Here is a 2,044-nt window from a genome sequence, read left to right on the forward strand (position 1 = left end):
AAGTTCAGCTAAGTAAGGATTTAAATGTCAACTCTGTAAATGCAACAACTGTCACAACAGGCGATACCACAATGACAGATAATGGCATTACGATTGCTAACGGAGCGGCAGGCAAACCGGTAAGCTTAACGAAAGACGGCTTGAACAATGGTGGAAACAAAATCACCAATGTTGCAGACGGTACAGATCCGATGGATGCTGTCAATAAGCGTCAATTAGATGCTGTTGCAACAACAGCAAATAATGCGATTCAAACATTTACTACTAGTGTGAATGGACAAAAAGTTGAGACGATTACCAAAGACAACAATGATGTTAGCTTTGTGAATGGTTCAGGTACAACAGCTCGTATTTCAGGTACAGATATTACCTTTGATGTAAATAAATCTAGCTTGACTACGGATGCTGCCGGTAATGTCACTGCAGATAAAGCAGGTGATAACTTTGCAACAGCGGAAGATGTTGCAAAGGCAATTAATACGGCAGGTAAAGCATCGAAGACCGAAGTAAAAGAAGGCGATAACATCAAAGTTACATCAAGTACCGGTGCAAATGGCCAAACTATTTACACGATTGCAACAGCGAAAGACTTGAAAGTAGATAGCATTACTGCAGGCAATACTGTTGTGAATAATGATGGCTTAACTATTGCAAATGGCCCGGCTATTACTCAAGATGGTATCAATGCCAATAATACTAAAGTAAGCGGTGTTGCGAATGGGGATATTTCTCCTACAAGTACAGATGCTGTTAATGGAAGTCAGTTATATAAGGTTGAGCAGCTAATTACTGGTATTCCTGATGGTAAAACAACAGTCATCAGAGATGGCAAAGAGTACACCTTAACGACTTATAATGTGAAAGGTCAAACAGAATATGTGACAAACTCTGTTGTAACAGCAATTCACAATATGAATGAACAAGGGATTAAATTCTTCCATACCAATGACGGTGTTGCAACGCCAATTAATCAGTCCCAAAACGGGGTTGATTCAAGTGCTTCAGGAGCTTACGCAACTGCTGTGGGCTATAAAGCTAACGCTGGTAAAACTAATGCCTTGGCAATAGGTAATAGTGCAACAGCAACAGGTGAAAATGCCATTGCGATTGGTGCTAATGCTCAAGCTACGGCAGAAAACAGTATTAGTGTAGGTCATGGAAATATCGTTGAAGGTAAATCTTCAGGCGCATTTGGCGATCCTAACTATGTGATGGGAACCGATGTAAACAATGTTGCTGTAGAAGGTAGTTATGCGGTCGGTAATGACAATGTAATTAACTCAAGTGATACTTTTGTGCTAGGTAATAATGTTAATAATACGGGCACATTAGATAGCAATGGTAAACCTAAAGCTGTTTCTAATACGGTTGAAAACTCTGTTTACTTAGGTAACAAAACGACGGCAACAGCAGGCGATGGTAGTAAAACGGGCTCGTTACGCAATAAGAAACATGATGGTACGAATGGTGAAACTACGACTGCGGGTTCAACAGGTACAGTTTCAGAAGCGACTGTGGGTGGTATAACCTATGGTGGTTTTGCGGGTGCAAAAGCAAATGGTGTAGTTTCTGTTGGTGCTGCAGGTAGTGAGCGTCGTATTCAAAATGTAGCCGCAGGTGAAATATCTTCAACTTCGACTGATGCTATCAATGGTAGCCAGCTATATAGTGCAATGAATAAATTTGGTACAAATATCAATAATATTCATCAGCGAATGGGCAAAATTGACCGCGATTTACGTGGCGGTATTGCTGGAGCAGTCGCGATTGGCTCTCTTGTTCAGGCGTATAACCCAAGCGATAGTTTATTAGCTGTAGGTGGTGGTACTTATCGTGGTTCTTCTGCATTAGCATTAGGTTACTCGAAAGTATCAGATAACGGTAAGATCATCTTAAAAGTGACGGGTAGTGTGAATAACTCTGGTCACTATATGGGTGGTGCAAGTGTAGGTTATCGTTTCTAATTACTAACCTTAATTAACTCTAAAAACCTAGTCAAATTTGGCTAGGTTTTTTATTGGGAGATAAGCGGTTAAATTTGTTT

At 40.4% G+C, this 2,044-nt stretch carries 1 protein-coding gene; it reads left to right on the plus strand.

Features of this window, described 5'->3' with window-relative positions; translation table 11 throughout:
• Positions 1-1,964: YadA family autotransporter adhesin (locus AM305_RS10280; protein ID WP_005825792.1), on the plus strand; the 1,964-nt coding region annotated here is incomplete at its 5' end.
• Positions 1,965-2,044 lie beyond the last annotated feature (80 nt).

Origin of the sequence: Actinobacillus minor NM305, assembly GCF_000175195.1 — a bacterium.
GTDB lineage: Bacteria > Pseudomonadota > Gammaproteobacteria > Enterobacterales > Pasteurellaceae > Haemophilus_A > Haemophilus_A minor.